Annotated in this window: 12 protein-coding genes; 3 read left to right on the top strand and 9 right to left on the bottom strand. The window is 69.4% G+C overall.

Features of this window, described 5'->3' with window-relative positions; translation table 11 throughout:
* Positions 1–7: 7 nt before the first annotated feature.
* The 3 genes from FHT26_RS03185 to FHT26_RS03175 all read right to left on the bottom strand — a co-directional run bounded on the left by FHT26_RS03185 (position 8) and on the right by FHT26_RS03175 (position 2,818).
* Positions 8–598, bottom strand: a complete 591-nt coding sequence (locus tag FHT26_RS03185) for an RHS repeat protein (protein WP_168558741.1) — start codon at positions 596–598, stop codon at positions 8–10.
* A gap of 334 nt (positions 599–932) precedes the next feature.
* The gene (gene xerD, locus FHT26_RS03180; protein ID WP_168558740.1) at positions 933–1,841 is read right to left on the bottom strand and encodes a site-specific tyrosine recombinase XerD; all 909 of its coding nucleotides are present in this window, start codon (positions 1,839–1,841) and stop codon (positions 933–935) included.
* A complete protein-coding gene (locus tag FHT26_RS03175) occupies positions 1,838–2,818 on the bottom strand; it encodes a tripartite tricarboxylate transporter substrate binding protein BugE (RefSeq protein WP_168558739.1) in 981 nt (326 codons plus the stop codon). Before FHT26_RS03175 ends, xerD begins: the two co-directional genes overlap by 4 nt.
* A gap of 154 nt (positions 2,819–2,972) precedes the next feature.
* Between FHT26_RS03175 and FHT26_RS03170 the strand changes: the two genes are divergently transcribed.
* Positions 2,973–3,878 carry an AEC family transporter gene (locus FHT26_RS03170; RefSeq protein ID WP_168558738.1) on the top strand — a complete coding sequence of 302 codons (906 nt, stop codon included), beginning with the start codon at positions 2,973–2,975 and terminating at the stop codon, positions 3,876–3,878.
* A 1-nt stretch (position 3,879) separates the two neighbouring features.
* On the opposite strand, the gene FHT26_RS03165 is transcribed toward FHT26_RS03170, so the two are convergent.
* The 4 genes from FHT26_RS03165 to queG form a co-directional block, all read right to left on the bottom strand.
* Positions 3,880–6,102: a TonB-dependent receptor gene (locus tag FHT26_RS03165; protein ID WP_168558737.1), complete on the bottom strand. Its 2,223-nt coding sequence runs from the start codon at positions 6,100–6,102 to the stop codon at positions 3,880–3,882.
* Positions 6,103–6,185: 83 nt separating this feature from the next.
* Complete coding sequence (locus FHT26_RS03160) at positions 6,186–7,220, bottom strand: purine-nucleoside phosphorylase (RefSeq protein ID WP_168558736.1); 1,035 nt, start codon at positions 7,218–7,220, stop codon at positions 6,186–6,188.
* Positions 7,217–8,251 (bottom strand): 5'-methylthioadenosine/S-adenosylhomocysteine nucleosidase, encoded by a 1,035-nt coding sequence (locus FHT26_RS03155; RefSeq protein ID WP_168558735.1) that lies wholly within the window; start codon positions 8,249–8,251, stop codon positions 7,217–7,219. The genes FHT26_RS03160 and FHT26_RS03155 overlap by 4 nt, the downstream gene beginning before the upstream one ends.
* A 64-nt stretch (positions 8,252–8,315) precedes the next feature.
* Complete coding sequence (gene queG / locus FHT26_RS03150; protein ID WP_168558734.1) at positions 8,316–9,413, bottom strand: tRNA epoxyqueuosine(34) reductase QueG; 1,098 nt, start codon at positions 9,411–9,413, stop codon at positions 8,316–8,318.
* On the opposite strand from queG, the gene tsaE reads away from it, so the two are divergent.
* Positions 9,414–9,893, top strand: a complete 480-nt coding sequence (gene tsaE / locus FHT26_RS03145) for a tRNA (adenosine(37)-N6)-threonylcarbamoyltransferase complex ATPase subunit type 1 TsaE (RefSeq protein ID WP_246867701.1) — start codon at positions 9,414–9,416, stop codon at positions 9,891–9,893.
* Positions 9,890–11,251 carry an N-acetylmuramoyl-L-alanine amidase gene (locus FHT26_RS03140; protein WP_168558733.1) on the top strand — a complete coding sequence of 454 codons (1,362 nt, stop codon included), beginning with the start codon at positions 9,890–9,892 and terminating at the stop codon, positions 11,249–11,251. Before tsaE ends, FHT26_RS03140 begins: the two co-directional genes overlap by 4 nt.
* A gap of 106 nt (positions 11,252–11,357) precedes the next feature.
* Here FHT26_RS03140 and FHT26_RS03135 read toward each other — a convergent pair whose 3' ends face one another.
* On the bottom strand, positions 11,358–12,002 hold the full coding sequence (locus tag FHT26_RS03135; protein WP_168558732.1) for a DedA family protein: 645 nt from the start codon (positions 12,000–12,002) through the stop codon (positions 11,358–11,360).
* Positions 12,003–12,079: 77 nt separating this feature from the next.
* Entirely contained in the window at positions 12,080–13,693 is a 1,614-nt protein-coding gene (locus tag FHT26_RS03130; protein ID WP_168558731.1) for a cation:proton antiporter, read from the bottom strand.
* Positions 13,694–13,788 lie beyond the last annotated feature (95 nt).

Here is a 13,788-nt window from a genome sequence, read left to right as displayed (position 1 = left end):
AGTAGGCTTACTTCACCGTCGTCAGGATCTGCACGGTGTTCGCGCCGGCCTTCGCGTTCACCGACTGCACGGTCTCGGTGATCCGGCCCCGCGGGTCGTACCGGAAGCGGGCGAAGCCGCTCGGGTGATCGACCCGGCTCACGTGGCCGATGCTGTAGGTGTAGTCCGGGCCAGTCAGGTCCCAGCTCCACGTGGTGGTCTGGCTCGCTTGTCCGCTCTGCGTGTAGACGACGCTGGTCAACCGGCCTTCGAGGTCGTAGGTGTAGGTCTCGGTGACGCCGCGGCTGTCGGTGCGGGTCTTCAATCGCCGGGCCGCGTCGTAGGTGATGCTGGTGATGCCGGTGTCGGGGCTGATCAGCTGCGTCGCATCGCCGAAGCCGTTGCGCGGGTACTGCGTGACCAGGCTGCGTGGGTCGGTCACCTTGGTAGGCCTTCCTCCGCCGTCGTACTCGATCGCGGTCTTGCCGTTCTTCGGGTTGGTCAGCTCCTTCACGCGGCCCAGCGGATCGTAGCTCGCCCTGTTCTGCAGGTTCAGGCTGTCCGGCGCCTTGGTGGTCTTGGTTGGAGTGCCCTCGGCGTCGTATTCATAGGCGGTCACCGGTGTGGGCGATACCGGAGGAGGAGGCACTTGGGCCATGGCCAGATTTGCGTCGAACAATACCGCAGTCGCTGCGGCGATCAGATTGCGTTTCATCATTCTCATTCCCTGCCGATTCTCTGCTGCGTACGACCTGCGACCCGTCGAGATCAGGCGACGCAAACCATGCCGCATCGACATGCCCTCTTCAGGGGACTGCTGCCTCAAAGGGAGTTACTGCTTTGGCGATGCGGCCGGCGAATTAGACGGGAAGAGCCACCGGCTTACAAGGTTCGAGAAGCAAGTGCCCCATGCCGATTTCGCAAGCCCCTCGGCACCGCGCGCATGGGACAGCTCACCCGCGCGGGTGATGCATCGCATGGAGAGCCTTCAACCGCTCCCGCGCCACATGCGTGTAGATCGTCGTCGTCGAGATGTCCGCATGCCCCAGCAGCATCTGCACCGCGCGCAGGTCGGCGCCGTGGTTCAGCAGGTGGGTCGCGAAGGCATGGCGCAGCGTGTGCGGCGACAGCGGCGCATGGATGCCGGCCTGCAGCGCGTATTTCTTGACGAGCTGCCAGAACATCTGCCGCGTCATCGGCCCGCCACGGCCGGTGACGAACAGCGCGTCGCTTGCCTGGCCCTTCAGGATGTCGGCGCGCGCCTCGTCGAGGTAGCGCCGCAGCCACGCATGCGCCTCGTCGCCGAACGGCACGATGCGTTCCTTCGAGCCCTTGCCGGTGACGCGCAGCGCGCCGTCCGACAGCCCGAGGTGCACCGCCTTCAGCGTGACGAGTTCGCTGACGCGCAGCCCGCTGGCGTACATCAGCTCGAGCATCGTGCGGTCGCGCAGCCCGAGCGGGGTGTCGGTGTCGGGCGCCTTCAACAGCGATTCGACCTGGGCCTCGCTCAGCGTCTTCGGCACGCGCAGCGGCTGGCGCGCGGTCAGCAGCTTCAGCGTCGGGTCGGTGCCGACCAGGTGCTCGCGCAGTGCCCAGCGGAAATAGCGCTTGAACACCGTGAGCCGCCGGTTCGCGCTGGTGGCCTTGCCGGCGACCTGCGTCACCGCGTAGGCGCGCAGGTCGATTTCGGTGGTCGCGTTCAGCGCCTTCTTCGGCTCCTTCGCGAGCCACTGCGCATACAGCGTCAGGTCGCGCCGGTAGGCGGCCAGCGAGTTGGCCGCGAGGCCGTCCTCGATCCACAGCGCGTCGATGAAGCGGTCGATCGCGCCGTGGCTGTCCGCGAGTTCAGGCGAGGTGCTCAATCAAGTTTCAGTTTCTGCTGCGCGACGACCTTCTTGTACACCTCGTACTCGGCCGCGATCTGCGCCGCGAACTGCTCCGGCGTGTTGGCCACCAGCAGCGAGCCGGTCTCCTCGATGCGCTTCTTCACCGCCGGGTCCTCCAGCGTCTTCTTCACCGCGACGCTGACCTTGTCGACGATGTCCTTCGGCAGCCCCTTCGGTCCGTAGATGCCGTAATAGGCCATGCGGTTCACGCCTTCGAAGCCGACCTCCTTGAAGGTCGGCACGTTCGGCAGCACCGCCAGCCGCGTCGGCGCCGCGACGACGATCGGGATCAGCCGGCCGTCCTTGATGAACGGCAGCGCCGACGGCAGGTTGTCGAAGATCATCGGCACCTGGCCGGCGATGGTGTCGTTCAGTGCCGGGCCGGCGCCGCGGTACGGGATGTGCGTGACGAAGGTGCCCGACAGGCTCTTGAACAGCTCCATCTGCAGGTGGCCGATGCCGCCGGTGCCCGAGCTGCTGAACGAGTACTTGCCGGGGTTCTTCTTCAGCTCGGCCAGGAAGCCGGCGAAGTCGCGGGCCGGAAAGCTCGGGTGCACCGCGATCACGTTCGGCGTGGCCGCGACGTTGATGATCGGCGTGAAGTCGGTGATCGGGTTGTACGGGATCTTCGCGTTGATCGCCGGGTTGGCCGCGGTCGTCGACACGGTGGCGACGCCGAGCGAGTAGCCGTCGGGCGTCGCCTTCGCGATCTCGTTGGCGCCGACCGAGCCGCCGCCGCCGGCCTTGTTCTCGACGATCATCGTCTGGCCGAGCGGGCCGTTGATCTTCTCGGCCACCACGCGGGCAATGATGTCGGTGGTACCACCGGGCGCGAAGGGCACGACCAGCCGCACCGGCTTGGTCGGCCAGGCCTGTTGCGCCAGTGCGGCGCCGTGGGCCGCGAGCAGCGCGCTCGCGAGGGCGGCGGCGGCGATCAGTGGTCTGCGTTGCATGGTGTCTCCTGTTGCGGATGAGTCGAGGCACGAAACGAAGGGCATTGTGAGCGATCCTGCCGCCCGCGCCGGGCCGCGCCGGTGTGGAAACTACGAAGCGGGAAAGCACGGGGAAGCACGGATCACGGCGGTCTCGCTGGCACACTCGGGCCGCATGTCGAACGCCCTGCTGTTGCTCCCCGATTTCCTGCTGATCGTCTGCGGTTTCTGCATCTGCCGCTACACCGCGCTCGACCGCCCGGTGTGGGAGGCGGCCGAGCGGCTCGTCTACTACGTGCTGTTCCCGGTGCTGCTGTTCAACTCGATCGTGCGCAGCCCGCTGCAGCCGGCCCAGACGCTGAGCCTGGCAGCCGGCGGTGTCGGCGCGGTGCTGGTGGGCATCGCGCTGTCCTACGCGCTGAAGCGCTGGCCGGGCGTCGATGCGCGCCTGCATGCGTCGGGCGCGCAGACGGCGTTCCGCTTCAATTCGTTCATCGCGCTCGCGCTGGCCGAGCGGCTCGGCGGGCAGCAGGGTGTCGCGTGGATGGCCTTGCTGATCGCGCTGTGCGTGCCGCTGTGCAACGTGGCGGCGGTGTGGCCACTGGCGCGCCATGGCGGGCATTCGTACGGGCGCGAGATCGTGCGCAACCCGCTGATCATCAGCACGGTGGCCGGGCTGATCGCGAACCTGGTGGGCTTGCAGTTCCCGGAGGCGGTCGCGACCACGCTGCAGCGCATCGGTGTCGCGGCGCTGCCGGTCGGGCTGATGGCGGTGGGGGCAGGGCTGCGGGTCGCCGGCCTGAAGGCCGCGCCGGGGCTGGCCGCGGCCTTCCTGGCGATCCGCCACGCGGTGCTGCCGGCGGCGGCGATCGGGCTGACCGCAGCGCTCGCGTTGCCGCTCGCGCAGCGCGACATCGTCGTGCTGTTCGCCGCGATGCCGACCGCGTCGAGCGCGTATGTGCTGGCGGCGCGGATGGGCGGCGACGGCGCCTACGTGGCCGGGCTGGTCACCTTGTCGACGCTGATCGGGATGCTCAGCATCCCGATCTGGCCGGCGGTGCTCGCCGCGCTCCCCTCGTAGATCAGAACGTCGCCTTGAACTGCGCGCCGAAGGTACGCGGCTCGTTGATGAAGCCGGTCAGGTTGTTGAAGTCGATGCCGCCCACCACCTGGATCTCGTTGGTGATGTTGCGCGCGAAGACCGCCGCCTCGTACTTCCCGTTGGCCCACTGGTAGCCCAGCCGCAGCCCGCCGGTCAGCAGCGACTTGCCGGTGAACTCGGTCGACTCGTACAGGAAGAAGTTGATCTTGCTGCGGTACGACCAGTCGGTGTAGACGAAGTACTCGCCGCCGCTGGCCGTCGGCACGCCGTAGCGCAGCGTCACGTTGCCGATCCACTTCGGGGCCTGCGGCAGCGGGTTGCCGTCGATGTGGTACGTGCCCGGCACCGTGCCCGCCGGGTCGGTCACCGTGCATTGCGCGCAGCCGGCCACGACGAGGTCGCCGTCCTTGATCTTCGTCATGTTGTAGCTGCCGTTCATCGTCAGCAGCAGCGTGTCGGTCAGGTAGGCGTCCAGGCTGAACTCCACGCCCTGGCCTTGCGCTTTCTTCGCGCTGACCAGCGTCGTGACGTTCTGCGAGCCCCCGACCGCGCTCAGCTGCTGGTCCTTCACGTCGTAGTGGAAGACGCTGACCGCGGTGCGCGCCCGTTTGTTCCACAGGTCGGCCTTCACGCCGGCTTCGTACGAGGTGTTGGTCTCGGGGCCGGCCTTCGATTGCGGGCCGAAGGCCGACGCGTTCTGCAGGCTCGACGCGCGAAAGCCGGTGGCGACGCGGGCGTACAGGTTCAGGTCGGGCGTCAGCGCGTAGGTGCCGCTCAGGTCCCAGTTGACCTTGGAGTCGCTGGTGTCGGCGCTGGTGCCGGCGGTGGCGTTGATCGGGGTGTCGGCAGTCGTCGTCGACAGGAACTTCTCGTCGTGCGTGTAGCGCAGCCCGCCGCGCACGTTCAGCTGCGGCGTGAACTGGTAGTTGGCCGAGCCGAACACCGCCCAGGCGTTGTTGAGCTGCGAGGTCTTCACCGAGGTGTCCGGGCCATGGAAGATGGTGTCGTAGCTGATGCTGTCGATCACGTAGCGCTCGCGGAACAGGTAGACGCCGCCCTGCCACTTCAGCGGGCCGCCGGCCAGCGACTCCAGGCGGAACTCCTGCGAGTACTGGCGGTGGCCGTTCAGCGCGTCCGAGGTCTCGCTCGAGAACGGGATGAAGCCCGGGCCGTTCGCGCCGCCCGGCGCATACGGCGCGCCGTAGCCGCCGTCGACATCGCCGCGGCTGTAGGTGTACAAGTGCTCGAAGCCGGTGATCGAGTTCAGCGCCACCTGGCCCAGGTTCCAGCGCAGCCGCAGGCTGGTGCCGAAGTTCGACAGCGTCTGCTCGTTCTTGCCGTCGATCGTCACCGACTTCTCGTCGAAGCCGTCGACCAGGTCGTTGCTGCCCTTCTTGATGATGTTGGCGCGGAACAGCCGCGCGGTGCCTTTCAGGTCGCGCAGGTGCACGTTGCCGAGCGCGCTGAAGTTGTTGTCGGGCTGGTACAGCGCCTGCAGGCGGACCGCGTTGTCGTCGTAGCCTTCGAGCTTGTCGGTCTGCGACGGGCGGTAGTTGTTGTCGACCCAGTCGTCGCGGTGCTGCGATTGCACCGACACGCGGGCCGCGAAATCGGGGCTCGCCGAGACGTTCAGCGCGCCTTCGACGTTGGTGGTGCCGAAGCTGCCGTAGCTGAGGCTGCCGTAGCCGCCGTTCTTCTTCAGCTGCGGCTTCACCGATTCGAACTTGACGACGCCGGCCGGCGTGTTGCGGCCGAAGAGGGTGCCTTGCGGGCCGGCCAGCACCTCGATGCGGTCCAGGTCGAAGGCCGGGAAGCCCTTCAGGATCGGGTTCTCCTGCACCACGTCGTCATAGATCAGCGAGACCGGCTGCGACGCGTTCAGGTGGAAGTCGGTGTTGCCATACCCGCGGATGTAGAAGCGCGGGAAGGCCCGGCCGAACGACGATTCGATGTTCAGGCTGGGCACGCGGCCCGACAGCATGCGCACGTCTTCGCCGGACGAATTCAGCACGTCGAGCTTCTCGCCGCCGAGCGTCGAGATCGACATCGGCACGTCCTTCGCGTTCTCGGCGCGGCGCTCGGCCGTCACGGTGACGGGGGCCAGCACGCTGGCGTCCTGGGCCTGCGCGGCCAGTGCGGCCAGCGCCAGGCCGATCGAGAGGGAGGCGCGGGTCAGCGCGAACGGGGCCGCTTGGTGGGGCATGGATGCATCCGTGGGGGTGAGGGAATGGAGGGCAACAGCAACTGCCATGCCACGTCCGGGAGACCGGGCGTGGGCCTGGGCCGTCAGGGCGCCGGCACGCCGACGCGCCACTGGTCCCAGTGCGCGACGATGTCGTTCACCAGCAGCCCGCCGACCGCGTAGAGGTTGTGCGTCGCCGGCACGAACCCGCCCGGCGTGCCGGCGGTCGACGCCATCAGCGACGCGTAGGCGCTCTGCCCCGAATGGGGGCGGTCGAAGTTCGACGCGGTGCGCAGCACCGCCAGCCGCTTGACGTCGGCGCGGCCGGCCGCGGTCGCCCGGGCCAGCGCGTTGTAGGTGGCGTTGTCTTCCTGCTGCGTGGTGCAGTAGACGCCCTTGCCGTCGGTCAGCAGGCGGGTCCACGCGCGGGCGTGTTCGCCGAGCTTGTCGCCGTGCCACCAGGTGTCGCCGCCGAGCGTGTCGCACTGGGTCACGCTGGGCGCCTGCCGGGCCGCCGCCTGCCGGTAGTGCTTGCGGTAGGCCTTCGCGGCATCGCTGTCGGCGAGCGTCGCGTTCCTGCTGAGGGCCAGCGCCTTCTGCAGCAGCGCCTCGTCGAGCTGGGCGACCTCGGTGTGGTACTCCAGCTTCGGCTTCTCGCCCGGGCCCTTGGTCATGATGCCGAAGTAGCCCGAGGCCCAGCCGCGGGGCATCTCGCGTGCATCGAGTTCGTGCGCGATGCCGACGTCGACCAGGTAGCGTGCCCACGCGGCGGTACCGAGCGTGCCGCGCGCCGGGTCGATGCCGGCGATGCCGGCGATCAGCACGTAGGTCTGCCGCAGGTCGAAGCGCGGGTCGAGCGTGACGGCCATCGTCGACGCGGCGACGTTCGCATGCCCCATGCCGGCGGTCAGCAGGCAGACGTCGTCGGTGTTGCAGCGCAGCGCCGGGCTCTCGGGCAGCAGGCCGGGCACCGGGATCGATTCGGTCAGCTTCATCGGCTCGATCCACGGCGCGGCCTCGGGCTCGAACATCGCGATGATCAGCACCTTCAGCGGGCGCGGGGCGGCGGGCTGCGCCTGCGCCTGGGCCAGCGGGGCGGCCGCGGCCAGCACCAGCGCAAGGGTCGTCGTCTTCTTCATTTCGGTTGTCTCCGGGGGGTGGCGCGGGCCTTCCAGGCCTCGAGGAAGGCCATCGTGACGGCCGCTTCATTGGTTTCGGCGAGCCCGCTCGAGAACAGCGCGCCGACGTCGGCGTTGAATTCCTCGGCGCCGGCCAGGTCGCTGAGGCTGCGGAACGCGATGTAGGGCACGCCGTTCGCATGGGCCACGTGCGCGAGCGCGGCGGTCTCCATCTCGAAGGTCTCGGCCTGCAGGGTCTCGAACAGGTAGGCGCGGTAGGCGGGGTTCGCGAGGAAGACCGTGCCCGACACGCCGCGCCCGCCGACCACCACGCGCGGCTGGGTCGCGACGCACTGCTTCGGATCGGGCTCGGCGACGCCCGGCGTGTAGGCCTTCGGGCCGCAGCGCGCCAGCGCCGGCTTGACCGCACGGGCCACGTCGAGCATCGCCGGGTCGGCCTCGTAGTCGAAGCGGAATTCGCCCTGCGGTGCGCGCTCGCGGCTCATCACGAAGTTCTGCCGCATGAACAGCCCGCCGACCGGCGCCGCGCCGACGAAGGGCGGCACCGTCTTGCCGTTCACCTCGGCGAGCTTCAGGCCGAGGCAGCCGACGTCGCCGGGCGTGCCGCAGGGCGCGGGCGGCGTGCCGTCATGGTTCCAGTAGACCTCCAGCGGCATCGCCCAGCGCTCGGGCACGATCACGTCGCCGACATGGTGGGCCGGGTTCACGCCGCCGCTGATGCCGCTCATGATCAGCCGTTGCACGCGGAAGTGGTCGAGCATCAGCTGCGTGACCATCGTCGAGTTGATCATGCTGACGCCGCTCAGCACGATGACGACCGGGTTGCCGCGCAGCGTGCCGGTCGTGAAGCGGTTGCCGTTGACGGTGATGCTGCGCCGGCCGGTGGTGTTGGCGACCAGGATGTCGGCTTCGGCGCCGAAGGCCGAGACGATGCCGATGCGCGGCGTGCAGTCGCTCAAGCAGCGCGGCGCGGCGGATGCAGGGATGAAGGCGAACGCGAGAAGAAGGAGCGGCAGCAGGCGGGCGATCATGCGTGGCAGTTCGTTGGGGACAACATCGGGTTGAGCAATGTTCGTGCCGTTCGACTGCCACGGATCACGCGTCGGAGAGCGCCCAGTCTATGTGCTCCCGCACCAGTTCGTCAGCCCCCTCGCGCGAGGACTGCAAGGCCGCGGCCAGCGCCGCGCGGTCGGCGGCCGGGGTGCCTGCATGGCGCAGCGCATTGCCGATCGCCACCGCGAGGTTGCGGCGCCAGCGCACATGGCCGATGCGGCGGATCGCGCTGCCTTCGGTGTGGCGCAGGAAGTCGGCCTCGGTCCAGGTCCACAGCCCGAGCAGCGTCGGCGCGGCGAGGGCGTCGCGCAGGTCGAAGTCGGGCAGCGGGCTGCGCCGGGCGAACTTGTTCCACGGGCAGGCCAGCTGGCAGTCGTCGCAGCCGTAGATGCGGTTGCCGATGGCCGGGCGCAGTTCGACCGGGATCGGCCCGGCATGCTCGATCGTCAGGTACGAGATGCAGCGCCGCGCATCGACGCGGTAGGGCGCGACGATGGCGCGGGTCGGGCACACGTCGATGCAGGCGCTGCAACTGCCGCAGTGGCCGGCGACCGGCGTCGACAGCGGCAGCGGCAGGTCGACGTAGATCTCGCCGAGGAAGAACATCGAGCCGGCTTCGCGGTGCAGCGTCAGCGTGTGCTTGCCGCGCCAGCCGATGCCGCTGCGCGACGCGAGCTCCACTTCGAGCACCGGCGCCGAATCGGTGAACACCCGGTGGCCGCGCGGGCCGACCGCTTGCTGCAGGCGGTCGGCGAGTTTCTGCAGCCGCTGGCGCAGCACCTTGTGGTAATCGCGGCCGCGGGCATAGACCGACACCGCGGCCTGCGCCGGCGACGCGAGGCGCTGCCATTCGACGGCCTGCCAGTCGTCGGCGCTGTCCTTCGGCAGGTAGTCCATGCGGGCGGTGATGACCCGCACGGTGCCCGGCACCAGTTCGGCGGGCCGTGCGCGCTTCAGGCCGTGCGCGGCCATGTAGCCCATCTCGCCATGGAAGCCGTCGCGCAGCCACGCGAGAAGCCCTGGCTCGGCGGAGGACAGATCCACATCGGCGACGCCGATCTGTGAAAATCCGAGCGCGAGGCCCCACTCGCGCAATTGCGCGACGAGGCCGTCACCGTCCACCTGCTGAGCTTCGGTCATTTGACGATTCTAGAAACCCGATCGCTGTCCTGGCCCGACGAGGCCGCCTGTGCCGCCACGGCGCAGCGGCTGGCGGCGCAGCCCGCGCTGCGCGAGGCCTTCGTCGAACTGCACGGCCCGCTGGGCGCCGGCAAGACCACCTTCACGCGCCACCTGCTGCAGGCCCTCGGCGTCACCGGCCGCATCAAGAGCCCGACCTATGCGGTGATGGAGCAGTATCCGTTGCCGGACGGCCCGGCGATCTCGCACTTCGATTTCTATCGCTTCGAGGACCCGCAGGAGTTCGAGGATGCCGGCTTCCGCGACGTGTTCGGCGCCCCGGGCCTGAAGATCGCCGAATGGCCGGAGCAGGCGCACGGCCTGCTGCCGTTGGCAGACCTGCGCATCGACATCGCGCTGAGCGACGACGAGCCGGGGGACGGGCCGCGCCAGGTGCGCCTGGCGGCGCAGACCTCGCTGGGCCTGGAGCTGCTGTCGTGAAGCGCCGCGCCGCGCTGAAGGGCCTCGGCAGCCTCGTGCTGGTGCTCGGGGCCAACGAGCTGGCGTTCGGCGCCAGCATCGTCGCGGTGCGGGTGTGGCCGGCCGCCGACTACACCCGCGTGACGCTCGAGTCCGACAGTGCGCTGTCGATCAAGCACTTCCTGGCAGAGAACCCGAACCGGCTCGTCATCGACATCGACGGGCTGGAGCTGAGCCCGGCGTTGCGCGAGATCGTCGGCAAGGTGCGGTCCGACGATCCGTTCATCGGCGGCGTGCGGGTCGGGCAGAACCAGCCGCGGGTCGTGCGCCTGGTCCTCGACCTGAAGCAGGCGACGGCACCGCAGCTGTTCGCGCTGGCGCCGGTCGCGGCCTACCAGCACCGGCTGGTGTTCGATCTTTATCCGACCCAGGAGCGCGACCCGCTGCTGGCGCTGATCAAGGACAAGGAGCAGGCCGAGCAGCGCGCCGCACAAGAGGTGCAGGACGCGCTCGGCGAGTTCATCGGCAAGATCGGCAAGCCGCCCGAGGTGAGCATCAAGCCGCTGCCGGCGCCGGCGCAGCCGCCGGTGGCCGCGGCGTCGCAGCCGCATGGCGGGCCGCTGGCGGACGGTGCCGCCACGGTGCCGCCGATGTCGCAGGGACGCATCGACCGGTTGATCATCGTCGCGCTCGATCCCGGCCATGGCGGCGAGGACCCCGGCGCGAGCGGGCCGAGCGGGCTGCACGAGAAAGACGTGGTGCTGCAGGTGGCGCTGAAGCTGCGCGACCGCATCAATGCGCTGCCGGGCTTTCGCGCGATGATGACGCGCGACGCCGATTTCTTCGTGCCGCTGCAAGACCGGGTGCGCAAGGCTCGGCGCGTGCAGGCCGACCTGTTCGTGTCGATCCATGCCGATGCGTTCCTGACGCCGAAGGCGCGCGGCGCCTCGGTGTTCGCGCTGTCGCAGCATGGGGCGACCAGCACTGCGGCGCGCTGGATGGCCGACAAGGAGAACGCGGCCGACATGGTCGGCGGCGTCAACTTCAAGGCCAAGGATGCGGCGGTGCTGCGCGCGATGCTCGACATGAGCACCACCGCGCAGATCAAGGACAGCATGAAGCTCGGCAGCGAGGTGCTGGGCCAGATCGGCAAGGTCGGCAAGCTGCACAAGGGCAGCGTCGAGCAGGCCGGCTTCGCGGTGCTGAAGGCGCCGGACATCCCGTCGATCCTGGTCGAGACGGCGTTCATCTCGAACCCGGAAGAAGAAGCCAAGCTGCGCGATCCGGCCTACCAGGGGCAGCTGGTCGACGCGCTGACGACCGGCATCCGGCGCTACTTCGCGAAGAACCCGCCGCTGGCTCGCCAGCGGCAGCTGTAGCCCGGATGCCAATCCGGGGGATGACCACCCCTCGTCCGGCGCGTACACCGGCCGGTCCCCCGAGGGGACGCGGGCCGGCTTGGGGCGGCCCGGCGCTCGGCCCGCTTCATGCCGCCTGCGTGCGTCGAGCCTTCCACGCGCCGAGCACCACCAGCAGCCCGGGCAGCAGGATCGCGCCCCAGATGATCTTGTCGAGGTGCTCCTTGACCCACGGGATGTTGCCGAACAGGTAGCCCGCGAGCGTGACGCCGCCGACCCACAGCACCGCGCCGCTGACGTCGTACAGCGTGAACTTGCGGCGCGTCATCTGCGCGACGCCGGCGACGAAGGGCGCGAAGGTGCGCAGGAAGGGCATGAAGCGCGCCGCGACGATCGTGATGCCGCCGTACTTCTCGTAGAACGCATGGGCCTGCTCGAAGGCCTTCTTGTTGAAGAAGCGGGAGTTCTCCCACTGGAACACGCGGGGGCCGAAATGGCGGCCGATCGCGTAGTTGCTCTGGTTGCCGAGGATCGCCGCGGCCACCAGCAGCCCGATCGACAGCGGCAGGCTCATCAGCCCGGCACCGCACAGCGCGCCGACCACGAACAGCAGCGAGTCGCCCGGCAGGAAGGGCATCACGACGACGCCGGTCTCGACGAAGATGATCAGGAACAGCAGCGCGTAGACCCAGGTGCCGTAGGCGGCGACGAAGTTCGCGAGGTGCACGTCGACGTGCAGGATGAAGTCGAGGAGGAAGTGGGCGATGTCCATGAAAGTATTGTGCCCCCCAGTCGTCGCTTCGCTCCTCCTGCCCCGAAGGGGCAGGAGCGATAGCGACTGGGGGGGCTCTACAACAATGCCTTGATCGCCCGAGCCATCTGTGCGCTCTGCTCGTCGCGCCCGTCGCTGACGAACTGCGCGCCGAATTCTTCCAGCCAGGCACGCTCGGCATCGGTGTTCGCGCTGCCGCTGATCACGATGCGCGGGTTCAGCCGGCGCGCCTGCGTGCAGACCTGGATCTTGTCGGCCAGCAGCAGGTCGGCGACGACCAGCAGGCGCGCGTCGGCGATGCCGGCGGCTTCGAGCACCTCGGCGCGCGTCGGGTCGCCGAACACCAGCGTCGTGCCGGGCACCGCGTCGATGTCCGGATCGCGGTGCACCGCGGCGACCGCGATGCCGCTCTCGGCGCAGCGTGCCGCGATGCGCCGGCCCAGCGAGCCATAGCCGCACAGCAGCACCGCCGGCGCGCCGGGCACCACGGTCGGTTCGACATGCGCCGCCTCCGGCTCCGCGACCCGCTTGCCGATCCAGCGGAACAGCAGCGGGTTCACCGCGATCGAGACGATCGCGCCGACCACCAGCGCGTCCATCGCCTCGCGCGGCAGCACGCCGATCGACAAGCCCAGGCTCGCGAGGATGAACGAGAACTCGCCGATCTGCGCCAGGCCGACCGCGACCGTCGCGCTGGTGCGCGGCGGCTCGCGCAGCAGCGCGACGATCGCGACCGCCACCAGCGGCTTGACCACCAGCACGATCGCCAGCACGCCGAGCACCATCCACGGGTGCTCGACGACGAAGCTCGGGTTGAACAGCATCCCGACCGAGACGAAGAACAGCGCCGAGAAGACGTCGCGGAACGGCGCCATGTCGGCGGCCGCCTGCGGGCCGAAGCGCGATTGCCCGACCACCAGCCCGGCGAAGAACGCACCGAGCGCGACCGACACATGGAACACCTGCGCCGCCAGCACCGCGACGCCCAGCGCGACGACGAACACCGTCAGCGTGAACAGCTCGGACGACTGCGTGCGTGCCACTTTCTCGAGCACGCGCCCGACCAGCCGCGTGCCGACCACGCCGACCAGCAGTGCGAACACGACGACCTTGCCGAGCGCCATCAGCAGCGCCATGCCGAGCGAAGGTGCCGCCCCCGCGGCGCCTTCGGCCGGCGGCGCGAGCAGCGGCAGCACCACCAGCGCACCGACGGTGAACAGGTCCTCGACGATCAGCCAGCCGACCGCGACATGGCCGTCGCGGCTTGCGAGCCGGTTCTGCTCGACCAGCATGCGCATCAGCACCACCGTGCTGGCGACGGCCAGTGCCATGCCGAAGATCGCCCCGGCCGCATGCGACCAGCCGAAATGGCGCGCGAGCCCCCAGCCGGCGGCGCCTGCCACCGCACTTTGCGCGATCGCCCCGGGCACCGCCAGCTTCCACACCCGCAGCAGCTCCTGCGGGTGGAAGTGCATGCCGACGCCGAACATCAGCAGGATCACGCCGATCTCGGCCAGCTGCGACGCGAGGCCCGCATCGGCGACGAACCCTGGCGTGAACGGCCCGACGACGATGCCGGCCAGCATGTAGCCCACCAGCGTCGACAGCCCGATGCGGCGCGTCAGCGCGCCGAACACGAGCGCAAACGCGAGGCCGCCGGCGAGGGTCAGGAGCAAGGTCAGGTCGTGCATCGGCACATTGTTACCTGCCCACTCGCCGCTTCATCCAGCAACGCCCTACGGAACCGGCTTTGCCGGGCCGCAGGGTGGCGCCCCTTGGGAGCAGG

The organism is Rhizobacter sp. SG703 (assembly GCF_012275445.1).
Lineage (GTDB): Bacteria > Pseudomonadota > Gammaproteobacteria > Burkholderiales > Burkholderiaceae_C > Rhizobacter.
This window is presented reverse-complemented; position numbering and strand designations above follow the sequence as displayed.